The organism is Streptomyces sp. P9-A2 (genome assembly GCF_036634175.1).
In the GTDB taxonomy this organism is placed as follows: Bacteria; Actinomycetota; Actinomycetes; order Streptomycetales; family Streptomycetaceae; genus Streptomyces; species Streptomyces pratens.
The window spans coordinates 370,031-393,202 of record NZ_JAZIFX010000001.1 but is presented as its reverse complement, the minus strand read 5'-3'; the positions used below and the strand labels follow the sequence as shown (position 1 = coordinate 393,202).

Annotated in this window: 24 protein-coding genes and 1 pseudogene; 10 read left to right on the top strand and 15 right to left on the bottom strand. The window is 71.4% G+C overall.

Features of this window, described 5'->3' with window-relative positions; translation table 11 throughout:
• Positions 1-20: 20 nt before the first annotated feature.
• Both V4Y04_RS01725 and V4Y04_RS01720 read right to left on the bottom strand, forming a co-directional pair.
• Positions 21-464 carry a PRC-barrel domain-containing protein gene (locus V4Y04_RS01725; protein ID WP_443079931.1) on the bottom strand — a complete coding sequence of 148 codons (444 nt, stop codon included), beginning with the start codon at positions 462-464 and terminating at the stop codon, positions 21-23.
• Positions 464-1,057, bottom strand: a complete 594-nt coding sequence (locus V4Y04_RS01720; protein ID WP_332425297.1) for a PRC-barrel domain-containing protein — start codon at positions 1,055-1,057, stop codon at positions 464-466. Before V4Y04_RS01720 ends, V4Y04_RS01725 begins: the two co-directional genes overlap by 1 nt.
• A 172-nt stretch (positions 1,058-1,229) precedes the next feature.
• Between V4Y04_RS01720 and V4Y04_RS01715 the strand changes: the two genes are divergently transcribed.
• A complete protein-coding gene (locus tag V4Y04_RS01715) occupies positions 1,230-1,685 on the top strand; it encodes an ATP-binding protein (protein ID WP_332425295.1) in 456 nt (151 codons plus the stop codon).
• 130 nt (positions 1,686-1,815) lie between these two features.
• Here V4Y04_RS01715 and V4Y04_RS01710 read toward each other — a convergent pair whose 3' ends face one another.
• Positions 1,816-2,709: an RNA polymerase sigma factor SigF gene (locus V4Y04_RS01710; RefSeq protein WP_332432673.1), complete on the bottom strand. Its 894-nt coding sequence runs from the start codon at positions 2,707-2,709 to the stop codon at positions 1,816-1,818.
• Between the two features lie 186 nt (positions 2,710-2,895).
• Here V4Y04_RS01710 and V4Y04_RS01705 point away from each other — a divergent pair, with 186 nt between their 5' ends.
• Positions 2,896-3,300: a helix-turn-helix transcriptional regulator gene (locus tag V4Y04_RS01705; protein ID WP_332425293.1), complete on the top strand. Its 405-nt coding sequence runs from the start codon at positions 2,896-2,898 to the stop codon at positions 3,298-3,300.
• A gap of 198 nt (positions 3,301-3,498) precedes the next feature.
• Here V4Y04_RS01705 and V4Y04_RS01700 read toward each other — a convergent pair whose 3' ends face one another.
• Positions 3,499-4,101: a ClpP family protease gene (locus tag V4Y04_RS01700; protein WP_332432672.1), complete on the bottom strand. Its 603-nt coding sequence runs from the start codon at positions 4,099-4,101 to the stop codon at positions 3,499-3,501.
• 2 nt (positions 4,102-4,103) lie between these two features.
• On the bottom strand, positions 4,104-4,841 hold the full coding sequence (locus V4Y04_RS01695) for an ATP-dependent Clp protease proteolytic subunit (protein ID WP_332425291.1): 738 nt from the start codon (positions 4,839-4,841) through the stop codon (positions 4,104-4,106).
• 277 nt (positions 4,842-5,118) lie between these two features.
• Here V4Y04_RS01695 and V4Y04_RS01690 point away from each other — a divergent pair, with 277 nt between their 5' ends.
• Positions 5,119-5,601, top strand: coding sequence for a VOC family protein (locus tag V4Y04_RS01690; protein WP_332425289.1), 483 nt, complete (start codon positions 5,119-5,121; stop codon positions 5,599-5,601).
• A 91-nt stretch (positions 5,602-5,692) separates the two neighbouring features.
• On the opposite strand, the gene V4Y04_RS01685 is transcribed toward V4Y04_RS01690, so the two are convergent.
• Positions 5,693-6,664 carry an SGNH/GDSL hydrolase family protein gene (locus V4Y04_RS01685; RefSeq protein WP_332425287.1) on the bottom strand — a complete coding sequence of 324 codons (972 nt, stop codon included), beginning with the start codon at positions 6,662-6,664 and terminating at the stop codon, positions 5,693-5,695.
• A gap of 183 nt (positions 6,665-6,847) precedes the next feature.
• Here V4Y04_RS01685 and V4Y04_RS01680 point away from each other — a divergent pair, with 183 nt between their 5' ends.
• From V4Y04_RS01680 to V4Y04_RS01665, 4 genes are all read left to right on the top strand, one after another.
• Positions 6,848-7,651: a VOC family protein gene (locus tag V4Y04_RS01680; RefSeq protein WP_332425285.1), complete on the top strand. Its 804-nt coding sequence runs from the start codon at positions 6,848-6,850 to the stop codon at positions 7,649-7,651.
• 108 nt (positions 7,652-7,759) lie between these two features.
• Entirely contained in the window at positions 7,760-8,470 is a 711-nt protein-coding gene (locus V4Y04_RS01675; protein WP_332432671.1) for a ribonuclease H family protein, read from the top strand.
• A gap of 146 nt (positions 8,471-8,616) precedes the next feature.
• Positions 8,617-9,600 (top strand): aldo/keto reductase, encoded by a 984-nt coding sequence (locus V4Y04_RS01670; RefSeq protein WP_332425283.1) that lies wholly within the window; start codon positions 8,617-8,619, stop codon positions 9,598-9,600.
• Between the two features lie 167 nt (positions 9,601-9,767).
• Entirely contained in the window at positions 9,768-10,265 is a 498-nt protein-coding gene (locus tag V4Y04_RS01665; RefSeq protein ID WP_332425281.1) for a DUF6328 family protein, read from the top strand.
• 51 nt (positions 10,266-10,316) lie between these two features.
• Here the strand turns inward: V4Y04_RS01665 and V4Y04_RS01660 are convergent, their stop codons facing one another.
• On the bottom strand, positions 10,317-10,742 hold the full coding sequence (locus V4Y04_RS01660) for an SsgA family sporulation/cell division regulator (RefSeq protein WP_332425280.1): 426 nt from the start codon (positions 10,740-10,742) through the stop codon (positions 10,317-10,319).
• A 183-nt stretch (positions 10,743-10,925) separates the two neighbouring features.
• On the opposite strand from V4Y04_RS01660, the gene V4Y04_RS01655 reads away from it, so the two are divergent.
• A complete protein-coding gene (locus V4Y04_RS01655; RefSeq protein ID WP_332425279.1) occupies positions 10,926-12,368 on the top strand; it encodes a serine hydrolase domain-containing protein in 1,443 nt (480 codons plus the stop codon).
• On the opposite strand, the gene V4Y04_RS01650 is transcribed toward V4Y04_RS01655, so the two are convergent.
• The 6 genes from V4Y04_RS01650 to V4Y04_RS01625 all read right to left on the bottom strand — a co-directional run bounded on the left by V4Y04_RS01650 (position 12,365) and on the right by V4Y04_RS01625 (position 19,099).
• Entirely contained in the window at positions 12,365-14,011 is a 1,647-nt protein-coding gene (locus V4Y04_RS01650; protein WP_332425277.1) for a serine/threonine protein kinase, read from the bottom strand. The genes V4Y04_RS01655 and V4Y04_RS01650 overlap by 4 nt on opposite strands.
• 216 nt (positions 14,012-14,227) lie before the next feature.
• Positions 14,228-15,187 carry a threonine/serine dehydratase gene (locus V4Y04_RS01645; RefSeq protein ID WP_332432670.1) on the bottom strand — a complete coding sequence of 320 codons (960 nt, stop codon included), beginning with the start codon at positions 15,185-15,187 and terminating at the stop codon, positions 14,228-14,230.
• A 135-nt stretch (positions 15,188-15,322) separates the two neighbouring features.
• Positions 15,323-16,000, bottom strand: coding sequence for an AIM24 family protein (locus tag V4Y04_RS01640; RefSeq protein ID WP_332425276.1), 678 nt, complete (start codon positions 15,998-16,000; stop codon positions 15,323-15,325).
• A gap of 177 nt (positions 16,001-16,177) precedes the next feature.
• On the bottom strand, positions 16,178-17,128 hold the full coding sequence (locus V4Y04_RS01635; protein ID WP_332425274.1) for a transposase family protein: 951 nt from the start codon (positions 17,126-17,128) through the stop codon (positions 16,178-16,180).
• 58 nt (positions 17,129-17,186) lie between these two features.
• Entirely contained in the window at positions 17,187-17,720 is a 534-nt protein-coding gene (locus V4Y04_RS01630) for a GrpB family protein (protein WP_332425272.1), read from the bottom strand.
• Positions 17,717-19,099 (bottom strand): CAP domain-containing protein, encoded by a 1,383-nt coding sequence (locus V4Y04_RS01625; protein ID WP_332425271.1) that lies wholly within the window; start codon positions 19,097-19,099, stop codon positions 17,717-17,719. Before V4Y04_RS01625 ends, V4Y04_RS01630 begins: the two co-directional genes overlap by 4 nt.
• Positions 19,100-19,254: 155 nt before the next feature.
• Here V4Y04_RS01625 and V4Y04_RS01620 point away from each other — a divergent pair, with 155 nt between their 5' ends.
• Entirely contained in the window at positions 19,255-20,451 is a 1,197-nt protein-coding gene (locus V4Y04_RS01620; protein ID WP_332425270.1) for an RNA-guided endonuclease InsQ/TnpB family protein, read from the top strand.
• 192 nt (positions 20,452-20,643) lie between these two features.
• Here V4Y04_RS01620 and V4Y04_RS01615 read toward each other — a convergent pair.
• A pseudogene (locus tag V4Y04_RS01615) lies at positions 20,644-20,874 on the bottom strand (peptidase M15); the annotation flags it as partial.
• A gap of 83 nt (positions 20,875-20,957) precedes the next feature.
• Here V4Y04_RS01615 and V4Y04_RS01610 point away from each other — a divergent pair.
• Positions 20,958-21,830, top strand: coding sequence for a universal stress protein (locus V4Y04_RS01610; protein ID WP_332425269.1), 873 nt, complete (start codon positions 20,958-20,960; stop codon positions 21,828-21,830).
• A gap of 72 nt (positions 21,831-21,902) precedes the next feature.
• On the opposite strand, the gene V4Y04_RS01605 is transcribed toward V4Y04_RS01610, so the two are convergent.
• A complete protein-coding gene (locus V4Y04_RS01605) occupies positions 21,903-23,138 on the bottom strand; it encodes a DUF4032 domain-containing protein (RefSeq protein WP_332425268.1) in 1,236 nt (411 codons plus the stop codon).
• Positions 23,139-23,172: the final 34 nt, after the last annotated feature.

Below are 23,172 nucleotides of genomic sequence, written 5' to 3'. Positions count from 1 at the left end.
TCGGGGATCCAGAGGAATGATCAGCCGGACCGGCCCTGGTCACGCGCTGCCCTGCGCCCCCGCACCACCAGAGCGTGGTCGCCCAGCCCCAGCAGCCGCGCGGCCGGCAGCTCGCCGATCGTCGTCAGGATCGCCTCGATACGGGCGGTGAGCGGATCGAACGCCGCGTCGAGCACGGTGCCGCGCTCCTCACCGTCCTCGGTGAGCACTCTGCGGCCGAGCAGATCGTGATGCGGCGGAGCCACGGCCGGAGCGGAGGACGGAGCCGCGATCAGCATGTCCGGGCCGACGGTGTCCAGGGCGTCCCAGGCCAGGACGGCGTCCCCGCGCAGCCGTCCGCGCCGTACCCGTACGTGCGTGACGGTGCGGGAGGCCGCGTCGACAGTCAGCGCCCGTACGACACCCAGACGGATCCCCTCGTCCGGGGTCAGTACCGGAAGCCCTCGCACCCGGGAGAACAGCATCACGGCAGGACGCCCGTCCGCCGGGCGTGGAACGCGCCGGCCCGTGCCACGAAGTCCGGCAGGTCGTCGGTGACATAGGCGGTGATGTGCGCGGGGACGACCAGAGACCGGCCGGAGACGGACACCGCCTCACCGTACGGTACGTACACCCGGTGCCGCCGGTGCTGCCGGTGCCTCGAACCCGGCACCAGCCCTCGGTGCGCGGCGAGCCGGAAGGCGACGATCCGGCCGCTGGTGCCGCCCTCGACCAGGACGTCGAGCACCGTGCCGAGCCGGTCGCCCTCGTCGGTGAGGACCTGCGCCCTGAGCAGCCGCCCGCGCAGGGCATCGCGGCGGGACACCGACAGGGGCAGGTCGCACAGCGCCTCCTTGTCGCGGACCATGACCGCGTGACGGCCGAGGGAGTGCGCCGCCGGCCAGGGCAGGTCCCGGGCCGGCGAGCCAGCCAGCAGGGTCCGGCTGGTGAGGGTGAAGCCTGTGATGCACCCGGCCTCGACGTCGAGGACGGTGTCCTTGACGTGGGCGACGGCATCGCCGCCCAGCGTCACCACGGGCAGCGTCGACAGGCTCCGCACCGCCAACAGCTCGCTCATCGGTCGCCTTCCCGTATGCCCGTCACCCGCCGTCCCCTCCTGTCGAGGTCGGGTTCCCGTTCTGTGGCGTGGCGAACACCGATCGGGGGACTGAGCAGCCGAACTCGGGGTACGTGCACCTGTGCAGATCGTCCGGCTCGTCCGGTCGGCCCGGCTTCGCAGAGAGAAGCACATGATCGATCACCTGGACGGGGCAGTGATACCGACTGGTTTCGACGTACCCGTGGAACCGCTACGGCGGGCAGCGCACTTCACCGGTGAGCCGGGATGCATCGCCGAGGCGCGTGCCTTCGCGTCGCTGTTCCTGGAGCAGCTCAGGACCGAGTGGTGCGCCACGATCGGCGAGCGGACCGACGGCGCGGCACTTCTGGTCGTGAGCGAACTGGTCACCAACGCCGACCGGCACAGCAACGGCCCGTACATCCTGGAGCTGGAGGGTACGGACGAAGCGATCACGGTCGCCGTCTACGACAGCAGCGGCACGCTGCCCCGCGTCTACCCCCGCGATCCCGAGCGCATCGGCTGCCACGGCCTGGAGATCGTGCAGGCTCTGGTGCGCGACATCCGCGTGGAGCGGGTACCGGTCGGAAAGTGTGTCCGCGCGGTGCTGAGCTTCGACGCCGGCTGAACGGCATCTGCCGGTCGGCGCGCGTTCCGGTCCGCACGTGCCGGACTCCGACACCCCCGCAGGACGGGATGCGGCTGGTGCCCCACCCCCGCGGGGGTGGGGCACCAGCCGCATCCCGTGTTCTGTGCCGTCAGGCGCAGCCGAGCTCGCCCAGCATGCCCTCGCGCAGCCGGCCGATGATCCGCTTGATCAGGCGGGAGACGTGCATCTGCGAGCACCCGAGCCGTTCGCCGATCTCCGCCTGGGTGGCCTCCTCCACGAACCGCATCCGGATGATCTCCCGGTCGCGGTCGCTGAGCTCGGCCATGAGCGGGGCGAGTGCGTGGAAGTCCTCGACGAGCCGCAGTCCCTCCTCCTCCATACCGATGAAGTCGGCCAGGACGGACTCACCGTTCTCGGGGCCGTCACCGGTGAGGGCGGCGTCCAGTGACGACGAGTTGTAGCCGTTCGCGGCCAGCCGGCCCTCGTTGACCTGCTCCTCGGTGATGTTCATCAGGGTGGCGAGCTCGGCGACCGTGGGCTCGCGGTCCAGCCTGCTGGCGAGCTCCTCACGGGCCTTGGCCAGTTCCACCCGCAGCTCCTGGAGCCGGCGCGGCACATGGACCGCCCAGGTGGTGTCACGGAAGAAACGCTTGATCTCACCGACGATGTACGGCAGCGCGAAGGAGGTGAACTCGACCTCGCGCGACAGCTCGAACCGGTCGATCGCCTTGATCAGACCGATCATGCCGGTCTGGACGATGTCCTCCATGTCGTCGCCACGGCCGCGGAACCGTCCGGCCGCGAACCGCACCAGCGACATGTTCATCTCGATCAGGGTGTTGCGCGCGTACTGGTACTCGTGCGTGCCCTCCTCCAGTTCCGCCAGGCGACGGAAGAACTGACGGGACAGCTCCTTGGCATCACGCGGAGCGACGGCCCGGGGGTTGACGACCCCAGGCAGGCTTCCGTCACCCGTCCCGGCCTCGGCCTCGGTGTTTCTGTCGATGACCTGCGCCTGCGACCGGATCACGGCGGTCTCCATTACCTCTCCCCACGAAAGTCCGATGGACATGTGCCTTGGTCCTTCGGGGTTGCGACTACCCAGCTCTATTCCGAACACTCCACCCGGCTTTCAAGAATCTTCACGGTGACGCGTGGTATCGCCTCCTTCACTCAGAGCGGAACGCCACTCCCTTCCCCTCGGGGCGAGGATTCCTACGCTGGAGGGGTGAGAAACCAAGCGCCCCTCGAGACCGGTGTCATCCCCCTGCGGCCCGCGCCCGCGCGCCATGCCGCCGCCCCACCGGCTCCCGCCGCTCCCACTCCCAAGGAGCCGCTCTGGCGCGACCTGGTCGGCGACGTGCTGCGCCGGGAGCGGCTCGCCCAGGAGCGGACGCTGAAGGACGTCGCCGACACGGCCCGGATCTCGATGCCGTATCTGTCGGAGGTGGAGCGGGGCCGCAAGGAGGCCTCCTCGGAGGTCCTCGCGGCCGCCGCCCGGGCCCTGGGCCTGGACCTGGGCGACCTGCTGTCGCGGGCCCAGGGAGAACTCGTCCGCATCGACGGCCGGCGGGCTCCCGCGAGCCGGAGCACGGCCCGCGCCTCGTACGACGGACTGTGCCTGGCCGCCTGACCCGGGCCGCGCCCGTGCCGGAGCCGGCTTAGGGTCTGCCGGAGAACAACATGCGGGTGGGCGGCGCGCTGACCTGCGACATCAAGTCCAGAAACCCACAAGTTGTTTCTCTGCACGCCCTTACGACCTCACCCGCGATAGCGAGCGGGCTCCCGACGCCCTGCGGCTTCGCCTCCGGCGTGGTCGCGGGTGAGGTCGTTACACACCCACGAGGCGCCGGCTCAGCACCTCGTCGGCCAGCCCGTACGCCACGGCCTCCTGAGCGGTGAACACCTTGTCGCGGTCCATGTCCGCCCGCAGTGTCGCCACGTCGTGGTGCGTGTGCCGGGACAGGACCTCCTCCACCTGGGCACGGATCCGCAGCATCTCCTTGGCCCGGAGCGACAGATCGGAGACAGTGCCCCGCTGCCCGCCCGTGGCCGGCTGCCCGAGGAGCACACGCGCGTGCTCCAGCACGAACCGGCGCCCCGCGTCCCCGCCGGCCAGGAGCACGGCAGCCGTGGACGCGGCCTGCCCGACGCAGTACGTCGAGATCGGCGCCTGCACGAACGCCATCGTGTCGTAGATCGCCATGAGCGAGGTGTACGAGCCGCCCGGGGAGTTGATGTAGACCGCGATCTCGTTCTCCGGGGCCGACGACTCCAGATGGAGAAGCTGTGCGATGACGACGTTGGCGACCCCGTCGTCGATCTCGGTACCGAGGAAGATGATCCGCTCGGACAGCAGCCGGCTGAACACGTCGTAGGACCGCTCGCCCCGCGGGGTGCGCTCGACGACGTTCGGAATCGTGTACGCCCCCATGGTCACAGCCCCGTCCTGCGTCGCGTCGCGGCCGGGCGGACGTCGTCGAGCGACTCCACCACCCGGTCCACCATTCCGTACTCCCTGGCCTCCTCGGCCGTGAACCAGCGGTCGCGGTCGCCGTCCCGGGAGACGGTCTCCGCCGACCGGCCGGTGTGCTCGGCGGTGATCCGCTCGATCGTCCGCTTGGTGAACTCCAGGTTCTCCGCCTGGATCTCGATGTCGGCGGTGGTGCCGCCGATCCCGGCGGACGGCTGATGCATCATGATCCGCGCGTTGGGCAGGGCGAACCTCTTGCCCGGTGCGCCCACGCTCAGCAGGAACTGGCCCATGCTGGCGGCGAACCCCATGGCGAGCGTCGAGACGTCGTTGGGGATCAGCCGCATCGTGTCGTAGATCGCCAGGCCGGCGTGCACGGACCCGCCGGGACTGTTGACGTACAGGCTGATGTCGGTGCGCGGGTCCTCCGCGGACAGGATCAGCAGCTGTGCGCACACCCGATTGGCGGAAACCTCGTCGACCTGCGTCCCGAGCAGGACGATCCGCTGGGCGAGGAGCTGGGCGGCCAGATGGTCGTCGAACCGGGTCAAAGGGGTGTCGCCCTCCTCGGCCCGGGGCAGCGGGGCCGGCGGCCGGCCGGCGCCGAACCCGGCAGCGAGGCCGGATGCGCGTCCGGATACGCATCCGGTGATGGGTCCGGTGCCGGCTCCGGTGGTGAGTCCGGTACTGAGTGGAGACATCGGTGCTCCCGTGGGTGTCGGTGTGTGGCTGTCCGGTCGTGCGTGGGTGTGCCTGTGCAGTCCGTCGGTACGCGGCCGGTGCGACCGCGTGCCTCCACTCTCGACCGGCCGCGGGGACCCGCGGGGATTTCTCTGCCCGTGGCAGATTCGCCACGGGCAGAGGCCCCTCCCGGCCCCGGGGCCCGCGTTCCCGTGGTTGCTCCGCCGCCGGGCGATGAGTTCCGGAGCCCGGACCGGTCGATACGGATGACCGTGTTCCACGCCTCAGGAGGTATTCATGACCACCGACGGATTCACCACGTGTCTCTGGTTCGACGGCCGGGCCGAAGAGGCCGCGAACTTCTACGTGTCCGTGTTCAAGAACTCGAGCATCGGCCGGATCCTCCGGTACACCGAGTCCGGGTACGGCACGACGGGCTCCGTCCTCACGGTGGAGTTCACGGCCAACGGACAGAAGTTCGTCGCGCTGAACGGCGGACCCGAGTTCAAGTTCAGCGAGGCGGTCTCCTTCCAGCTCGACTGCGCCGACCAGGCGGAGGTCGACCACTACTGGGACAAGCTCATCGAGGGCGGCGGCGAGCACGGCCCCTGCGGCTGGCTCAAGGACCGGTTCGGCGTGTCCTGGCAGGTCAACCCGGTGCGGCTGACCGAGCTGATCAGCGACCCGGACCAGGAGAAGGCGGACCGGGCCATGAAGGCCATGCTGTCGATGGGCAGGCTCGACATCGCCGCCCTGGAGAAGGCCTACGCGGGCGAGTGACCAACGGTGCACGGTGGGGCGGGCGGTGGGACGCCCGCCCCACCGCCCGAGCTCTCGTCGCGTCCTGCGGGTGCCGCGACACCCGGTCCCGTCAGCGCGAGCGGGCGTGTTCCCCGACCACCCGGGTGATCTCCCGCGCCATGCGCAGAATGCCGGGCGAGCGGACCGGGCAGGGCTTGGGCGTCGACGTCGTGGGCGCCAGACAGAAATGCAGATAGTCGTCGTCCCGGTGCAGGGCTGTCCGGTCACGGTCCCGCTGGGTGCAGTACTCGGGATGGGTGCTCTCGTAGGCGTCGCAGGGCAGGTACTGCGCCCAGGTGTAGCGTGCCCCCGCCGGACTCACCGCCTTGCCCGCGTCGGCCAGGAGGTCGCCCGAGGCGGCGGCCCGCTCCTCGTAGAGCGTGTTCACCCGGCGGACCCGGTCGGGGGTGATCGGGTCCGGGCCCTGCAGTACCCAGACGATGCGCGGCGGTCGGGCCGCGCCGGCCGCGGCGATCTGCTCGGTGAGGCGCCGCGCGTCGGCCGCGTACCGCTCGAGGTACCGCTCACGGGCGGCGTCGTAGGTGATCCCGTCCATGCAGGGGGTGTAGCCCCAGGCATTTCCCCAGAACTGCAGCACCACGTAGTCCGGCCGCAGCGAGCGCACCAGCGCCGCCGCCTTGTCCGCCGCCGGGACCAGGGACTGTTCGGCCGAGCCCTCCAGGTAGTCGCACAGGGTGGTGCCCGAGTAGGGCGCGCCGGTGTACCGCGCGCGCAGCTCTTTGCGCAGTTCCCGCCCAAGGACCTCCTGGTTCTCCATCGCGAGCGAGTCGCCGAGGTACAGCACGGTGGGCGACTTCCCGGATCCGGCGCCGGACGACGACGTGGCACCGGGGGAGGGGGCCTCGAGGGAGGCCTTCCCGGAGGGATCCGTGCCGGGGGAGGCCACGGGCCGCTGGTGCGTGGTGGCCGACGCCTCGGGGGCGGCGGCCGGCGGCCCGGCGGACGGATCGGACGACGGGTCGCCGCACGCACCGAGCAGCACGAAGGCCAGCACCACTCCCGCGATCCACGGCTTACGCATACGTGAGACTCCCACCCCGCCCGGCCAGAACGGCACCCCAGGCAAGCACAGCCCGGCCCGGAGGGTAAGGCATGTTCAGGACAAGTTGTTCACCGCGGCTCGGGTGGCTCGGCGCGCGGGTGCCGGTCCGGGTGATTAGCGTGATAGGGAGGACCGACCACTCTCCGGAGAGGGCACGCCGTCATGGCCGTACAACCCGAGGGGACCCCCTGCTGGGCCGACGCGATGTTCAATGACGTCGACGGTGCCAAGAGTTTCTACGGAGACGTCCTCGGCTGGACCTTCGGCGGGTCGTCGCCGGAGCTCGGCAACTACACGCAGGCCTACGCCGACGGCAAGGCGGTGGCGGCCGTCGTCCCGCCCATGCCCGGCCAGGAGGGCCCGTCGCAGTGGTGCCTCTATCTCGCGGTCCGGGATGCCGCCGCCACCGCCGTCCGCGTCCGGGACAACGGCGGCGAGGTGCTGATGGAGCCGATGCGGGTCGGCGACTTCGGAACGATGTGCCTGGCCCGCGAACCCGGCGGCACCGTCTTCGGCCTCTGGCAGGCCGGCACCCACGAGGGCTTCGGGGCGACCGGCGTCCCCGGCGCGTACTGCTGGGCGGAGATCTGCACCCGGAAGCCGGAGAAGACCGACGTGTTCTTCCCCGCCGTCTTCTCCTACAGGTCGAGGCAGCTCGAGGACGAGGCGATCGACTTCCGGCTCTACGAACTCGGCCGGGAGACCGTGCTCGGCCGGATGGGTATGACGGAGGACTTCCCGCCCGAGGTGCCGTCGTACATGAACGTCTATTTCGCCGTCGAGCACTGCGACGAGGCGGCGACCAGGGCCACCGAGCGGGGCGGCACCCTGCACTTCGGGCCGATCACCACTCCCTTCGGCCGGTTCGCCGCCCTGAGCGACCCACAGGGCGCGAACTTCTCGGTGATCGACGTCACGACCATGAAGGGCGAGATGCCCGGCGCCACCGACGTGCCGAACGAGTGACCTGAACGTGCGGACCGCGCCGACACCCTGGATCACCCCGGGGAGCCGCTCCCCGGGGTGATCCAGGGCAGGCGCACCGAGTGGCCTGGCGCCCTGCCCGGCCATGGCATGATCGGGCGCATGCGTGAACGTGTTGTGGCCGCGTGCGACGGGGCTTCCAAGGGCAACCCCGGACCCGCCGCCTGGGCCTGGGTGATCGCCGACGCCTCCGAGACCCCGGTCCGCTGGCAGGCGGGCGCGCTCGGCAGAGCCACCAACAACGTCGCCGAACTCACCGCTCTGGAGCGGCTGTTGGCGGCGACCGACCCCGACGTGCCGCTCGAGGTCCGGATGGACTCGCAGTACGCGATGAAGGCGGTCACCACCTGGCTGCCCGGCTGGAAGCGCAACGGCTGGCGGACGGCGGCCGGCAAACCGGTCGCCAACCAGGAACTCGTCGTCGGCATCGACGGACTTCTGCAGGGCCGCTCGGTCGAGTTCCGCTACGTCCCCGCCCACCAGGTCGACGGAGACCGTCTCAACGACTTCGCCGACCGCGCCGCCAGTCAGGCGGCCGTCGTCCAGCAGGACGCGGGCAGCGACGCGGGCTCGCCCGAGCCGCCGCCCTCCCCGGACACTCCGCCCGCCGGTACCGCCAAGCGCAGGTCCACCGGGGCGAAGACGGCGTCCCGTCCGCGCGGCGGCTCCTCGAACCGCACGATCAAGGCGAAGTTCCCGGGCCGCTGCCTCTGCGGCCGGTCCTACGCGGCGGGCGAGCCCATCTCCAAGAACGACAGCGGCTGGGGCCACCCCGAGTGCCGCACGGCCGAGAGCGCCTGAGCACGGCCGGGACCGGTCCCGCGGGCCGCGGTGCGCAACAGCATCCTCGCCACGGCCGGAGTCCTGCGTAGACGCCCGCCCCGGGCAGGCCAGTGTCCGGAGCGGCAGCTCGCACGCCCGCCCGCGACGGATGACAGACTGACGCCATGGACGAGCGCACATTCGACAGGTCGGGTCAGCACGCCTCCGTGATCGGTCTCGGCACCTGGCAACTCGGAGCGGACTGGGGGGACGTCGACGACAAGCAGGCCCTCACGGTCCTGGAGGCCGCCGCCGAGTCCGGGGTCACCTTCTTCGACACCGCCGATGTGTACGGGGACGGGCGCAGCGAGCAGACCATCGCGTCGTTCCTGAGCGGACGGCCCGATCTGCACGTACTGGTCGCCACCAAGATGGGCCGCCGGGTCGAACAGATCCCGGAGAACTACGTGCTGGACAACTTCCGCGCGTGGAACGACCGCTCGCGCCGCAATCTCGGTGTCGACCGCGTCGACCTGGTGCAGTTGCACTGCCCGCCGACCTCCGTGTACTCCACCGACGAGGTCTTCGACGCCCTCGACACCCTGGTCGCGGAGGAGCGGATCGCCGCGTACGGGGTCAGTGTGGAGACCTGCGCGGAGGCGCTGGCCGCGATCGCCCGGCCGAACGTGGCGAGCGTGCAGATCATCCTCAATCCGTTCCGCATGAAGCCGCTGCGCGAGGTGCTCCCGGCGGCCCGCGCGGCGGGCGTCGGCATCATCGCCCGTGTCCCGCTCGCCTCGGGCCTGCTGTCCGGCAGGTACACCAAGGACACCGTCTTCCCCGAGAACGACCACCGCACCTTCAACCGGCACGGCGAGTCCTTCGACCAGGGCGAGACCTTCTCCGGGGTCGACTACACGACCGGCGTCGAGGCCGCCGCGGAGTTCGCCGCGTTCGCCCCCGAGGGATACACCCCGGCCCAGCTGGCCCTGCGCTGGATCGTCCGACAGCCCGGTGTCACCACCGTCATCCCCGGCGCCCGGTCGCCCGAGCAGGCCCGCGCCAACGCGCACGCCGCCCGGCTCCCGGAGCTGTCCGAGCAGACACTCACCGCGATCGACGAGTTGTACGAGCGGCGGATCAAGAACCAGGTGGAGGACCGCTGGTGACACAGCGGGCGGCAGCCCGGCGGTGAAGGACCGGGCGGGCGCCTGCCCGGTCACGGACCCGGTGGAAGCCGCCCGGGCGCGGCCGTGAGGCGGTAGGAGCCCCGGACGGTGGGCACCCGAGGGGAGAGGCGGGCCGAGGCCGTTTCTCCCCGCCCAGGAGGCGCACCGTGTCGCACACGCAGCAGGACAAGAGCGGGCGCAGAGGCCGCGACGAAACCGCGGAGGAGCGGGCGGACCGGATGTGGCAGGAGCTCATCCAGGAGGTCCGCGTCGCCCAGACGGGCGTCCAGATCCTCTTCGGCTTCCTGCTGACCGTCGTGTTCACGCCCAAGTACGAGGAACTGTCCGGCACCGACCAGACGATCTACATCGTGACGGTCGTCCTCGGCGCCTGCGCCACCGGTGCGCTCATCGGCCCCGTCTCGCTGCACCGGCTGGTGGCCGGGAGGAGGGTCAAACCGCAGGCCGTCCGGTGGGCCTCCCGGCTGACCCTGTTCGGCCTCGTCCTGCTGCTCGCCACCACCTGCGCCGCACTGCTGCTGATTCTGCGGGTCGCCACCGACGACGGCTTCGTCCTGTACCTGGTCGCCGGAGTGGTGGCCTGGTACCTGCTGTGCTGGTTCGTGCTCCCGATGTGGACCCGGTACCGGCACACGGCCCCGTGACGTGCGCGACCGCGGGTTCACCGGGCCGGGGGAGGGCCGGTGGCCCGCGGCTCAGCGGCCCGTGAGGACCTCCGTGAGGAAGTCGTCGAGGCAGGTCTCCTCGTTGTCGGGCGGGACCGAGCGGAAGGTGTCGCTCAGAAAGTCCCCGACCGCCCCGGCCCACGCGAACACCACCGCGTGGTGACGGCCGCCGTCGGCGTGGGGTTCACCGAGGAACTCCATCCGCAGCTCCCGCCCCACCCCTCTGGACTCCGGGCGAAGCCGCACGTCACCGGTCCCGACCGGGCGGGTGAGGCCGTCGGCGAGCATCTCGCGGTCGAGCTGCCAGCGCGCCAGGACCCGGCCGTCGTGGCTGAAGACCAGCGTGACCGCGAACGGGTCGGCGGGGTCGTAGCTCAGGTGGGCGAGCACGGGAAAGCGGTCCGTGACACCCGCCTGGAGCTCCACCACCAAAGTCTTGTGCACCATCGAGTTCACGAGAGGCCTCCTGGTCGTACCGGCGTAGAGCCCTCTCCTACCCCGAGGTCGCGGAGAATGCTCAGCCGTCCGGGGATTGATCCGCCTTGCTCCACCCCGCCCACCGGCCGGCCACCGGCCTTCGCCCGCCCACCGGCCGCCTGACGGTGCATCGCGTCCGGATGGTCGGGCAGGATCCATCCCATGACTGCTCACCCACTGCCCACCGACGCCCCCGCCGCGCTGGGCGTCGACGCCTCCGGTGTCCACGCCTTCCTCGACGCCCTCGACGACGCCCCGGACATCGAGCCGCACAGCCTGATGATCCTGCGCCACAGCCGGCAGGCCGCCGCCGGCTGGTGGGCTCCGTACACCCCCGAGCGGCCGCACCTGCTGTACTCGCTCAGCAAGAGCTTCACGGCCACCGCCGCCGCCCTCGCCGAGGCCGAGGGACTGATCGACTTCGACGCCCCGGTGATTTCGTACTTCCCCGAGTTCGAGGCGGACATCACCGACCCGCGCAGCCGGGCGATGCTGGTCCGGCACGTGGCGTCGATGGCGAGCGGCCACGAGACCGAGACCGTGGACGCGGCCTACGCAGCCGACCCCGCCGAACCGGTACGCGGGTTTCTGCTGCAGCCGCCCGACCGCGACCCCGGCACGGTCTTCGCGTACAACCAGCCCTGCACGTACACGCTCGCCGCGATCGTGCAGCGGGAGACGGGGCAGTCGCTCACCGACTGGCTGCGGCCCCGCCTGCTGGACCCGCTCGGCATCGGCGAGGCGCTGTGGCAGCGCGACCGCACCGGCCGTGAGCTCGGCTTCAGCGGGCTGCACGCCACCACCGACGCGATCGCCCGGCTCGGACTGCTGTACGCCGACGACGGGATGTGGGACGGCAAGCGCCTGCTGCCCGAGGGATGGGTCGCCAGGGCCTCGCGTCCGCGCATACCGACCGCCGGGGCCATGGGGAAGACCGGCCGGCAGGACTGGGACCAGGGCTACGGCTTCCAGTTCTGGACGTCCCGGCACGGGTTCCGGGGCGACGGGGCGTACGGACAGTTCTGCCTCGTCCTGCCCGAGCACGACGCCGTGATCGCCACGACGGCGGCCACCGAGCAGATGCAGCAGTACCTGGACCTGGTCTGGCGGCACCTCGTACCGGCCTTCCGCCCCGGCCCGCTCACCGGGCGGGACACCGAGGACCGGGCCCTCGGCGAGCGTCTCGCCCGCCTCGCCCTGCCGCCGGCCGCAGGCGGCCCGGTACCGCCGGAGCGGGCGCGGGACCGGTCCACCACACACTTCACCCCGTACGGCGGAAGCTGCGCGGACCAGCCGACGCTCACCGCCGCCGAGGTGACGACGGACGCCGGCGGACGCTGGACGCTGAGCCTCGTGGAGGACGGCCACCGCCTCGACCTGCCACTCGGCGGTGAGGGGTGGACGGTCTCGGAGCAGCCCTGCCCGGCCGCGGTGAGCGGCGGCTGGACCGACGACGGCACCTTCGCCGCGGACGTGGTGTTCCTGGAGACCCCGCACCGCCTCGGGGTCACGTGCTCCCTCACGGACCGGACCTTCACGGCCCACTGGCGCACCCGCCCGCTGCGTCGGACGCCCCTGCGCCGGCTGCGCGCACCGCGCGGCTAACCCCGGCCGGAGGCCGGCCGGAACGTCCGCAGGAACGTCCGTAGCGCCTCCTGGTTCGCGGGCTCCGCCCAGTCGGCGGCCGGGGTCGTCCAACGCAGCGAGAAGCCGCGTCCACCGCCCAGCAGGAACCCGCGGCCGAAGGTGTGTACCCGGGCGCCGTCATCGGCCGAGAGCCACTCCATGTCGGCGGCCTCACGCCCCTGGTAAGCGGTCGCGCGGATCGCGCCGATCCGCTGGTAACCGGCCGTCCGCTCCAGGGGCGGCTCCACGTCGTCCCGCCACACGGCCACCGGGTCGGTCCCCACCCGTTCGCTGTAGGTGACCGCGAGGGTGCGGGTGCCGTCCTCCGGGCCGAAGGTGATGCGGTAGGCCAGGTCGGAGACGCGGGAGGTGTCGAGGCGCTCGAAGTCCTCGGGGAGAGCGACGGTGAAGCCCTCCGGCGCGCGCAGGAGGCCGTAGCCGGACGGGAGGTCTCCCGTTCCCGATGGAGCGGGGGTGGCCGGGGCGGACGTCGGTGTCGGCTCGTCCCGGTCGTCCCGGTCGCCCGGGTCACCGGACGTCCCGGGCACCTGGGGCACGTCCGGTGGGGCAGCCGGAGCGGCGGCGGAGGCGGGCGGCGTACTCGGGGTGTCGGCGGCGGACCCGGAGTCGGTGCCGGGCAGCCCCTGGGTGGCCGCGGTGAGCACGGCGACCGCGACGGTGACCACGGCCAGGGTGGTGCCGAGGACCGCCGTCCGTCTGCTCCCGGTGCGGCCGAGGTCTCCGAGGACGGTGGGGTACGCGCGGCGCAGCCGAAGGCCGCCCGGTACGGCATGGGGGGCCGTCTCGGGGTGCTCCTCCGTGAGTACCCGGCCGAGTGCCTCGCGGACCATTTGTCGGGTGGGCCGTTCCGCCGCGTCCTTGCACAGCAGCTCCTGGACGATCCGGGTGAGCGGTCCCGCTCGCAGGGGCGCGCGCAACGGCAGCCGGTCCACTCCCTTCAACGTGGCCTCCGGCCGCCCCCGGTCACGGAAGGGAGGGCGCCCCTCGACCATCGTGTGCAGGAGCGCGCCCAGTGCCCACAGGTCCGCCTCGGGCCCGGCCTCCTCGCCACGGGCCTGTTCCGGTGCCGCGTACGACGGTGCCGTGAGCCGGAGGGCGGGGCCGGTGCCCGCCAGACCGAAACCGGTGACCACGACCGGACCGGTCTCCCGCACGAACACCTGGCCGGGACCGAGTTCGCCGTGCGTCACGCCCGCGCCGTGTGCGGCGTCCAGTACGTCGAGCAGTTCCAGCCCGATGCGCGCGGCCCGGACGAAGCCGAACGGGCCTTGCTCCGCGAGGATTTCACCGAGAGGAGTGCCGTCGACCCAGGCGGCGGCGGTCCACAGGAAGCCGTTCTCGTGGACGGATTCGACGACCGCGGCGATCCGGCCGGGGCACAGCCGCGCCATCGCCGCGGTCGTCCGCAGGACGCGGGAGGGGGCGTGACGCACGGCCTCGCCCGGTTCCCCGGGCAGCGCGACCTGCGTGACCAGGCAGGGGCGGCCCGTCCCGAGGTCGTCGGCGTACCAGCAGACGTGGTTGGTCTCGCGGTGGATGATTTCGGCCAGCCGGTACCGCCCGGCGACCGGCTGGTGTGTGGAGACGTGCGCCCTGCCCATGGCCATCCCTCGTCGAAGCCGCTGCTGTCCGCCCTTCCCAGTGGTACGCGGGAGCGCACGGCCTTCGTTCAAGCGACCGCGTCCGAATCCCGGCTCCGACGCATTCCTGTCTTTCGGTCAAACTCCGGGCCGGTCCTCGAGCCCGGTCCCGCGTCGAGGGAGGACGGCGGACAGGGCGTCATGGACAGGGCTTCACGGGCGGCCCGGCCGGGAGGCTCAGCGCAGCCCGAAGCGGGAGGCCCAGGCGATCATGTCACCGGTGGTCGCATTGCCCCCGCACACCACCAGCCCGAGCCTGGCCCCCTCGCCGACCCGCTCCAGCACCCCTCGCGCGGCGGGCAGCAGACAGCCCGCGGCCGGCTCGGTCCACACCTTGGCATGGTCCGCCAGGTCGAGCGAACCCCGCACGGCCTCCCGGTCGGGCACCACCAGCACCTCGGTGACCAGCGCCGCCACATGCTCGTACGTCAATTGCGACACGGCCGGGGCGCTGAGGGTGGTCACGATCGAGGACAGCCCGACCGGCACCGGTCCGCCCGCCGCGAGGGCCTCGGACATCGCCTGGGCGCCCTCCGTCTCCACACCCCAGATCCGGATCCCGGGCCGCCGGGCCCGCAGCGCCGCCGCCACACCGGAGATCAGCCCGCCGCCCCCGATGCTCACCAGGACATCGGTCAGGTCACCGGCGTCATCGGCGAACTCCAGCCCCACCGTGCCCTGTCCGGCGATCACCACCGGGTCGTCGAAGGGGTGGACGAGGGTCAGCCCCTCCTGCCGGAGCCGCGCCGTCAGCGCGAACGCGCCGTCCATGTCGTCGGCCAGCCGCACCGACGCGCCGGCGGTCTCCGCGACCTCCACCGACCGCGCGGGCGCCGACCTCGGCATCACCACCGTGGACTTGACGTCGAGGGCGGCGGCCATGACCGCGACGGCGATACCGTGATTGCCGCCGCTCACCGCCACGACCCCGGCGGCCCGCTCCGCCTCGCTCAGCGACAGCAGCTTCGCCACCGCACCGCGTGCCTTGAACGAGCCGGTGCGCTGCAACAGTTCCAGCTTCACCGTCACCGGGGCGCCCAGCAGCGCCGACAGCCCGGGGCTCGGCACCGTCGGCGTCCGCACCACGTGCCCGGCGATCCGCCCGGCCGCGGCCTCGATCTCCGCCATCCCGATCACCACAACCACCCTCCCTGGCACGGGGGACATGATCCGCACCGAAACGAACCCTGACCCGGCCGGACCACCGGGGTCAACACGGTTCCCCCGGGGCACGGCCGCGCCCGGAGCCGGAACGGGCGGCCGGGACGGACCTCAGTGCTGCTGCGCCTTCACCGGAGTGGCCTCGCTGGGCCGCACGATGACGTACCCCTCGCCCTGCAGCACCAGTTGCACCGCCTCGCCCGAACCCCCGCGCAGCATCGAACCGAGCGACTGCGAGCGGTGCAGGGAGGTCGACAGCCCTGCCGTCCAGCCGACGATCGCGTCCGTGTCGACGTGGACCGGGTACTGCGGAGACACCGGGAGGACCAGCGGGTCGCCCTCGCACACCAGACCCAGGAGGCCGTGCCCCGTGAAGACACTGTTGAACAGGCCGCCGCCGGTGATGCCGGCGCCCTTCACGGTCGAGATGCGGTACGACAGCGTGGAGTCGAAGCACAGGACGTTGCGGCCGTTGACGGTGAACTCGTCGCCGGAGTCGACCTGGACGATGAAGCAGTTCTGCGCCTCGTGCGCGAACCAGGCCTCGCCCTGCCCCCGCACCGCCATCAACGGCAGCCCCTCGCCGGTCACCGCGCGCTTGAGCATGCCGCCCACGCCCTGGCCCTTGCGCTCGAACTGGAGCCCGCCACGGTAGGCGATCATCGCGCCCTGCCGGGCGTGCATCTCGCCGTTGACCACGTAGCGGATGCATTTGGCGTTCTCGACCGTCATGCCCGGAGCCGAGGCGGGCTGCACCATGTGCCGGCTGGAAAACAGATCACCCTTCATGCGGGCATCCTCGCCCGGAAGGGCCGCTTCCGCCAAGGCCCGGTCGCACGACGGAGGGCCTCCGCCCGCAGCAGGCCCGACGCCGCGAGTCCGGCATGCCCCGGACGGGAGGCCCTAACGACTCGGTACGCGATTGAGGTCAGGGCGTGCTGACCTGGCGGGTCGGCTGGTGGGTGATTAGCAGTCGGCCTTCCGGGCGAGCACGAGTTCGGTGCTCGTGTGCCGCCGGGTGGGCCTGCGGGCCGCGCGGTCGGAGACCAGTCCGGCGATGGCGGCGTGGGTTTCGGCGTAGGACTCGCGCCGGCCGAGGTACCGCTGGAGCGGCCGCCACTTCTTCTCCTCGCCGATGGTGTGCTCCACGCAGATCCGCGCGGAGGACTGCCGTCGGCGCGCCTCGCGCCAGGCGTAGTTCTCGCCCAGCGGTACTTTGTCCTTCGGCTTGCGTGGCGGTGCCTGTACCTGGTTGGGGAAGTCGTTGGCCAGGCCCCGGTATCCCTCGTCGACCTTCGCCTTGACCTGCGGATGCAGACACAGCTGCTCGGCGATGCCTTCGGTGCGCATCGCGGTCTGGTCATGCATTCTGCCGGGCCGGTCGGCCCCGGACCACAGCAGGCGTCCCGAGCCGTCGCTGATGGTGGTGGTCTTGGCGGTGTTCTGCTTCTTCTTGCCTGAGACGAACGCCTTGCGGCCGGGGCGGCCGGCCTGGGGGCGGCGGACCTGGGTCTCGGTGCCGTCGATGCGCAGCTCGACACCCTCGGTCTCGGCGTAGGCGAAGACATCGGCCAGGGTGCGCAGGCGGATGCCGGGCCGGTCGGGGACGGCGAAGCCGCGGACAGCCAGCAGCGGGCGGATCTCGTGGATGGCGCGGGTGACGGTTGGGCGGGAGACGCCGTAGAGCTCGGCCAGTGCCGCGTGCGGCAGCTGCAGACGCAGGTGGACCACGGTGACCAGGACCCTGTCGGTGAAGACCAGCTTGTGATCCGGCCCGGCTCCGGCGGCCCGCTTGCGCTCTCCGCCACGACGCTCACGCAACTCGGACTCACACCGCCCCAGCCAGGGGTCGGCCAACTCCTCGATCAGAACGCCGAGATGTGCACGCTCAAGGCCGCAGAAGGCAGGATGAGACAAGGCCGCACGGGTTCGGTAATGCGTCACGACATCACCAACCCGTGCGGCCACCGTCACGTCACGGTTCTCCGGCGGCCCGAGCGACGTAGGACTTCGCGACCAGTTCCTCTACCAGAACGCTCTTCGCCCTCGAGTAGTCCCGTCTGCCCTGGCAGTCGGCGCGGAACCGCTGTGCGAGGGCCACCTTCAACGCGCTGTAGCGCCGGACTTCATCGGGCCGCTGACGTAGGTAGTCACGGAGTAAGACGTGATCAAGGTGGGGTCTGGAGCCTGTGACCACGCTATACAGGTGATGTTCGGGAGCCGCAGGAGGGGCTTGAAAGGCCTCCCGCCCCGGAATCCCCAGATCGCCTTCGTGCCGGTAGCCCTGCTCGGTGAGCCGGGAGATCAGCGCGGGCATGGTGGCGTCCTCGGCCACCACAATGTCGAGGTCGATGATCGGCTTGGCGGCACATCCGGGCACGGCTGTGCTTCCGACATGCTCGATGGATACAGCCAGGTCCGCGACGTGAGGTGCAAGCCGCTGCCGCAGGTCCTCAAACCGCTCGGGCCATCGGGGGTCGTAGTCGCCGACCACGATCATGCCAGTCATGTCAGCAGTCTCGCAGGATCGCCAGGGCCCATCGAATCGCTCTGATGGCCCCGGCTATCGCGTACCAAGTCGTAAGCGCCGAAGAGCTGGGTCCAGTACGTGCCGGCGCGGCCACCGCCCGCGAAGCCGACGCCGATGTGGGTGAAGCCGGGCTTGAGGATGTTGGCGCGGTGGCCGGGACTGTTCATCCACCCCTCCACCACCTCGGCGGCCGAGCGCTGGCCGCAGGCTATGTTCTCGCCGATGGTCCGGCGCGCCGAACCCGCTGCGGCGGCCCGGTCCCAGGGCCGGCTCCCGTCGGGAGCGGTATGGGAGTAGAAGTCGCGGGCCACCATGTCGGCGCTGTGCGCCTGTGCGGCGGTGACGAGGAGCGGATCGACGGCCAGTGGCGGCAGTCCGGCCCGGACGCGCTCCCGGTTGGTGCGGTCGGCCACGTCCTTCACCGTCCGGGTCAGGCCGGCCGGGGTGAGCGGGACGGCCCACAGCGCCGTCCAGTAGACGTCACCGACGTCGCCGCCCGCGTGCGCCAGGCCGGTGTGGGTGAAGGCGGGACCGTGCAGGGTACGCCGGGACGGCTCGTTGCTCAGACAGTGGGCGACGAACTCGGCGGGGGTGCGCGGACCGGACACCAGATGCTCGCCGACGGTGAGATACGCGTATCCGGCGGCGGCGAGCCGCTGATGGACGGAGACACCGTCCCGGCTCTCGACGGCGAGGTGCCGCTGTGCCGCCATGGCCTCGGCGTGGGCACGGGCCGCCGACATCAACCGCGCGTCGAGTGCGACCGGAGGCGAACCGGCTTCGGCCCGAGCGGAGTTGACCGGACCGAGGTAGCCTGCCGGGTCGGGGACGGCCGACAGCGCCGCCGCAGCCGGAACCCCGGCCGTGCCGGGCTCCGTCTCGTCGAGCACGTCGACGCCGAAGTCCCGGGCCAGACCGGCCAGTCCGTCGGCGTACCCCTGGCCGAGGGCGCGCAGCTTCCAGCCCTCGCCGCGCCGGTAGATCTCCGCGAGGAGCAGCACCGACTCCTGCCCGGGGCGCGCCGGTGAGAAGCGGGCGAGGAAGCGCCCGCCGGCGTCGGTGACCCGGAGGACGGGAGGAGGCAGGTCGCCCAGCGGGACGGCGGGGTCGGCGGCACTGACGGCCACCGTGACCCGGACGGCGCCGGGACGCAGGGAGTCAGGGTCGACGGTGAGCGTGTCGCCGTGCAGACGGGCGCCGGGGGCAAAGGGCTGGTTGAAGAACACGAAGTCGGCGTCGTCCCCGACCTTTCCGCCGTCGTCCGTGATCAGCGCGGACACGTCGTAGGGGCCCGGCACCCGGACGGTCACCGCGCCGCCAGGAAGGGCCAGATTGCCGCCGGGGACCAACTCGCTCATCTCTTCCTCCTGTGTGGATACCCCGTGCTTTAGCTCGGGGAGGAAACACAGCTCCTGCGGAGCAGGGCAACGAGCTGGGATTCGCCGCCGGGGCGGATTGCAGTGCTGTGACCCGCAGGTTTGATCTTAAGTCGAGGCCCGGCTAGTTTGTGAGCATGGTCACGAGCCAGGTGAAGCGGGCGTTCAAGTACCGCTTCTACCCGACCGACGCGCAGGCAGCGGAGCTGTCGCGCACGTTCGGGTGCGTTCGCAAGGTCTACAACCTGGCGCTCGCCGCACGGTCCGAGGCGTGGACGCTCCGTCAGGAGCGGGTCAACTACAACGCCACCTCCGCGATGCTCACCTCGTGGAAGAAGTCCGAGGAACTGGCTTTCCTGTCCGAGGTGTCGTCGGTGCCGTTGCAGCAGACGCTGCGGCATCTGCAAGGCGCGTTCGGGAACTTCTGGCAGAAGCGGGCCAAGTACCCGACCTTCAAGTCTCGTAAGAAGTCGCGGAAGTCTGCCGAGTACACCACCAGCGGTTTCCGCTTCCGTGACGGCAGGCTGACCCTTGCCAAGATGCGTGAACCGCTCGACATCGTCTGGTCCCGTCCCCTTCCCGAAGGTACGACGCCGTCCACCGTGACCGTGTCGCAGGACGCGGCCGGGCGCTGGTTCGTCTCGATGCTGTGTGACGACATCCCCGCACCGATGCCCGAGACCGCGAACGCTGTCGGGATCGACGCCGGGATCACCAGCCTGGTGACGCTCTCCACCGGGGAGAAGGTCACCAACTCCAAGTTCGAGCGCAAGGACCGCGCCCGTCTTGCCAGGGCCCAACGGGTGCTGGCGAGGAAGGCCAGGGGTGACGGAGCGAACCGGGCGAAGGCCCGGCGTAAGGTCGCGAAGGTCCATGCCCGCATTGCCGACCGCAGGCGCGACGTCCTGCACAAGCTGACCACTCGTCTCGTTCGTGAAAACCAAACGATCGTGATCGAGGATCTGACCGTACGCAACATGGTCAGGAACCATTCCCTGGCCCGCGCCATCTCGGATGCGGCCTGGACCACGATGCGCGGCATGCTGGAGTACAAGTGCGCCTGGTACGGAAGGGACCTGGTTGCCATCGACCGCTGGTTCCCCTCCTCCAAGCTGTGCTCCGCGTGCGGCACGTTGCGGGGCAAGATGCCACTGAACGTCCGCGAGTGGACGTGTGACTGCGGCACGACCCACGACCGGGACGTGAACGCAGCGAAGAATGTGCTGGCCGAGGGGCTCTCGGTGACAGTCTGTGGAGCTGGTGTAAGACCTCAACGGAGTTCTCCGGGCGGGCAGTCGGCGACGAAGCAGAAAACCCCACGGCGCGAGCCGTAGGAATCCCCCTCCTTCAGGAGGGGGAGAATGTCAACACGCCGCCCTGCCGTCGTCAGCCGTCAGCGGTCCGTCGGGGTCACGGACCGGTGGGGGTGTCCGGACAACGGCCGGCGGCGGGCGCGGGTTCCCGGAGCGGTCAGCCGGGCGAGCCCCCCGTCCCCGTGTGTTCCGCTCCCCCCGGTCGCGTTCCCGTCATGCTGTCCTCGTGCCACCGTGCCACCGTGCCGCGGCTGAGCCCCGTCGGACCGCCGTCCCCTTGCCGCAGAAGGCGGACTCCAGCGTGCCCAGCATCGTGTTCATCACCGGGGCGTTGTGCGAGGTGGTGGCGAGCGCGGTGAGGCTGCGCCCGCCGTCCTTCGAGGTGAACGCAGAGGTGTAGTAGCCCTGGACGGCGCCGGTGTGCCCGTACACGGACATCCCGCACTACCTGATCCCAGGTCGAGGTCATGCGGGAGGGTTAAGGAAGACTGGAGCGTGCGTAGTGGACACGACACAGGAGGAACCGCATGACGCGCCCGATCACGGCAGGGGTCGACGGAACCGGGGAGAGCCTCGCCGGACTGGCCTGGGCGGCGAGGGAAGCGGTCCGCCGGGGGCGCCCGCTGCGGGTGGTGCACGCCTGGCGCTTCCAGACGCACGAGGCGGTCGACGCCGGCGACGCCGCCACCCAGGAGCGGTGGGTGCGCGACGCGGTGACCGAGTCGGTCCGCCAGGTCACCGGACGGCACCCCGCTCTCGCGGTGACCACCGATGTCCTGGAGGGGGACGCCGTCGAGGTCCTGACCGGCGCCGCGGCGGACGCCGAGATGCTGGTGCTCGGCTCCCGCGGGCACGGGCGGATCATGGGCTTCCTGGTCGGCTCGGTCGGCCAGCAGGTGATCGTCGGGGCCCGGCGGCCGGTGGTGTTCGTGCGGGCCGAGGACACGCCGTCCGGCGAGGTCGCCGGGCGGGAGATCGTCGTCGGCCAGCAGGGCGACCCGGAGGACAGCGCCGCCGCGCTGGAATTCGCCTTCGAGGCCGCCGCCGCGCGGGGTGCCACCCTGCGCGCCGTACGCGCCTGGACCCTGCCGCCGATGTTCGCCTACAGCCCCGACACGCTGCGCCTCATGGACGAGGCCGGGGGCCTGGAGCCGTACGAGCAGAAGTCCCTGTCGGACGCTCTCGCGCCGCTGCGGGAGCGCTATCCGCAGGTGCGCGTCGTCGAGCAGGTGGAGATGGGCAGCGCCGGGCAGGTGCTGCTGTCGGTGTCCGGCACGGCCCAGCTGATGGTCGTCGGCCGCCGCGCGCGCCGCAGTGCCGTCGGGGCCCGGATCGGCTCGGTCGCACACGGCGTCCTGCACCACGCGGACTGCCCTGTGGCGGTGGTGCCGCACGACTGACCCGGCCGGCCCCGGGCGCCGGGACCCCGGCGTGGCTGCCACGCCGGTGCCCCGGCCGCCGCCCCGCCCGGTTCAGTCGGTCGTGGGCCGCAGCGTCTCCCGGGCCTCGGGCAGGATGTTCCTGATGTAGTCCTCGACCACCGTGTCGAGACCGATGTCGTGCTGGGCCCGCTCGGACAGGTACCAGCGGTGCTCGAGGAGTTCGTGGTAGATCTCCGCCTGGTCCATCGCGCCGCGCAGTCCGGGCGGCACGGCACGCACGGTCGGGCGGAACACCTCCCGCACCCAGCGGTGGGCGAGGACCTCCGGGCGGGCGCCGGGCAGCGCGCCGTCGGGGGTGTGGTCGTCCTGGGTGGCCATCCAGCTCTCCAGGTCGTTCAGCAGCCGCCTGGCCTGGTTCTCCTCGGCGTCGAGTCCGGTCAGGCGCAGCAACTGGCGCTGGTGGTGCCCGGCGTCGACGACCTTCGGCACGAAGGTGACCGTGTCGCCGTTGGAGGCGTGCTCGATCTGCATCTCGGCCACGTCGAAACCCAGATCGTTCAGCCGGCGGATCCGGCGCTCGATGTAGTGGTACTTGCCCGCCGGGTAGACGGAGGTACGGGTCAGCTCCAGCCAGAGACCTTCGTAGCGGGCGCAGATCTCGGTGCCGAACTCGATGGGGTCCACGGACGGGTGCAGCGCTCCGGAGGCCTCCAGGTCGAGCAGTTCGCCGCTGATGTTCACGCGGGCGAGGTCCAGGTCGTACGCGCGCTGGCCGGGGCTCAGTTCCGGGTGCAGCTCACCGGTCTCGGCGTCCACCAGATAGGCGGCGTAGGCACCCGCGTCCCGTCTGAACAGAGTGTTGGACAGCGAGCAGTCGCCCCATGCGAACCCGGCGAGATGCAGCCGCACCAGGAGCACGGCGAGTGCGTCCATCAGCCGGTGCATGGTCGCCGGGCGCAGCGTCGTCTCGAACATCGACCGGTACGGCATCGACCCGCCGAGATGCCGGGTGATCAGCACGCTCTCCAACGGCTCCCCGTCGGTGCCCGCGCGGCCGGTGACCACGGCGAGCGGGTCCACCGCGGGGATGCCGATCCGGTCCAGGTCGCGCAGCAGCTCGTATTCGCGCAGTGCGGGCCGCCGGGCGAGTTCCTTGACGGCGATCACCTCGTCGCCGGCGCGGGCGTAGCGCACCACGTGCCGGGAGATGCCGCGCGGCAGCGGTACCAGGTACTGCTCGGGCCATTCCTGGAGCGGCAGGTGCCAGGGCAGTTCCAGCAGGAGCGCGGGATGCTCCGGGTTGGTCGCGCTGATCTGCAGGGCCATGGATCGGGTGTCCTCGTCTCGCGGGCGGCCGTCT

Excerpts from the sequence above, each read along its gene's own strand:
- V4Y04_RS01640 (WP_332425276.1), bottom strand. The coding sequence starts at position 16,000 with ATGAAGGGTGATCTGTTTTCCAGCCGGCACATGGTGCAGCCCGCCTCG.
- V4Y04_RS01695 (WP_332425291.1), bottom strand. The coding sequence starts at position 4,841 with ATGTCTCCACTCAGTACCGGACTCACCACCGGAGCCGGCACCGGACCC.
- V4Y04_RS01700 (WP_332432672.1), bottom strand. The coding sequence starts at position 4,101 with ATGGGGGCGTACACGATTCCGAACGTCGTCGAGCGCACCCCGCGGGGC.
- V4Y04_RS01690 (WP_332425289.1), top strand. The coding sequence starts at position 5,119 with ATGACCACCGACGGATTCACCACGTGTCTCTGGTTCGACGGCCGGGCC.
- V4Y04_RS01720 (WP_332425297.1), bottom strand. The coding sequence starts at position 1,057 with ATGAGCGAGCTGTTGGCGGTGCGGAGCCTGTCGACGCTGCCCGTGGTG.
- V4Y04_RS01655 (WP_332425279.1), top strand. The coding sequence starts at position 10,926 with ATGACTGCTCACCCACTGCCCACCGACGCCCCCGCCGCGCTGGGCGTC.
- V4Y04_RS01625 (WP_332425271.1), bottom strand. The coding sequence starts at position 19,099 with ATGAGCGAGTTGGTCCCCGGCGGCAATCTGGCCCTTCCTGGCGGCGCG.
- V4Y04_RS01620 (WP_332425270.1), top strand. The coding sequence starts at position 19,255 with ATGGTCACGAGCCAGGTGAAGCGGGCGTTCAAGTACCGCTTCTACCCG.
- V4Y04_RS01680 (WP_332425285.1), top strand. The coding sequence starts at position 6,848 with ATGGCCGTACAACCCGAGGGGACCCCCTGCTGGGCCGACGCGATGTTC.
- V4Y04_RS01650 (WP_332425277.1), bottom strand. The coding sequence starts at position 14,011 with ATGGGCAGGGCGCACGTCTCCACACACCAGCCGGTCGCCGGGCGGTAC.
- V4Y04_RS01610 (WP_332425269.1), top strand. The coding sequence starts at position 20,958 with ATGACGCGCCCGATCACGGCAGGGGTCGACGGAACCGGGGAGAGCCTC.
- V4Y04_RS01710 (WP_332432673.1), bottom strand. The coding sequence starts at position 2,709 with ATGGAGACCGCCGTGATCCGGTCGCAGGCGCAGGTCATCGACAGAAAC.
- V4Y04_RS01605 (WP_332425268.1), bottom strand. The coding sequence starts at position 23,138 with ATGGCCCTGCAGATCAGCGCGACCAACCCGGAGCATCCCGCGCTCCTG.
- V4Y04_RS01630 (WP_332425272.1), bottom strand. The coding sequence starts at position 17,720 with ATGACTGGCATGATCGTGGTCGGCGACTACGACCCCCGATGGCCCGAG.
- V4Y04_RS01670 (WP_332425283.1), top strand. The coding sequence starts at position 8,617 with ATGGACGAGCGCACATTCGACAGGTCGGGTCAGCACGCCTCCGTGATC.
- V4Y04_RS01715 (WP_332425295.1), top strand. The coding sequence starts at position 1,230 with ATGATCGATCACCTGGACGGGGCAGTGATACCGACTGGTTTCGACGTA.
- V4Y04_RS01675 (WP_332432671.1), top strand. The coding sequence starts at position 7,760 with ATGATCGGGCGCATGCGTGAACGTGTTGTGGCCGCGTGCGACGGGGCT.
- V4Y04_RS01685 (WP_332425287.1), bottom strand. The coding sequence starts at position 6,664 with ATGCGTAAGCCGTGGATCGCGGGAGTGGTGCTGGCCTTCGTGCTGCTC.
- V4Y04_RS01725 (WP_443079931.1), bottom strand. The coding sequence starts at position 464 with ATGCTGTTCTCCCGGGTGCGAGGGCTTCCGGTACTGACCCCGGACGAG.